This window comes from Rhizobium sp. 18055 (genome assembly GCF_902706285.1).
Classification (GTDB): domain Bacteria; phylum Pseudomonadota; class Alphaproteobacteria; order Rhizobiales; family Rhizobiaceae; genus Rhizobium.
In genome coordinates this window covers 1-444 of sequence record NZ_CACSKD010000272.1, presented here as the reverse complement: position 1 = coordinate 444, position 444 = coordinate 1, and the positions used below count along the sequence as shown (strand labels likewise).

Annotated in this window: 1 protein-coding gene; it reads left to right on the top strand. The window is 67.6% G+C overall.

Annotated elements, in window-relative coordinates; all coding sequences use genetic code 11:
* On the top strand, positions 1 to 444 hold a 444-nt coding region (locus GVL52_RS32115), incomplete at both ends, for a histidine kinase dimerization/phospho-acceptor domain-containing protein (protein ID WP_368735340.1).

Below are 444 nucleotides of genomic sequence, written 5' to 3'. Positions count from 1 at the left end.
CTCGTATGCGGCCAACCGCGTGCGCGACGGCGATTTCGCGGCCAGCCAGCTCGACGAAGAGGTGGTGACCAGCGAGATCCGCGAGGTGAACATCGGCTTCAACCGCATGGCGCAGAAGCTCGCCAAGCTGGAGCAGGACCGCGCCGTGATGCTGGCCGGCATCTCGCACGACCTGCGCACGCCGCTGGCCCGGCTGCGGCTGGAGACCGAGATGAGCGTGATCGACGACGTGGCGCGCGAGCACATGGTGGCCGACATCGTGCAGCTCGACGCCACGATCGACAAGTTCCTGGACTACGCGCGGCCGGACCACGTCACCCTCGCACCGGTGAACCTGCACGGCGTGGTGTCGTCCTGCGTGTACGCGGTACAGGACCACCGCGAGCTGCAGATCACGATGCAGGTGCCCGAAGACCTGGTGGTGCTGGCCGACGAGGTGGAGCT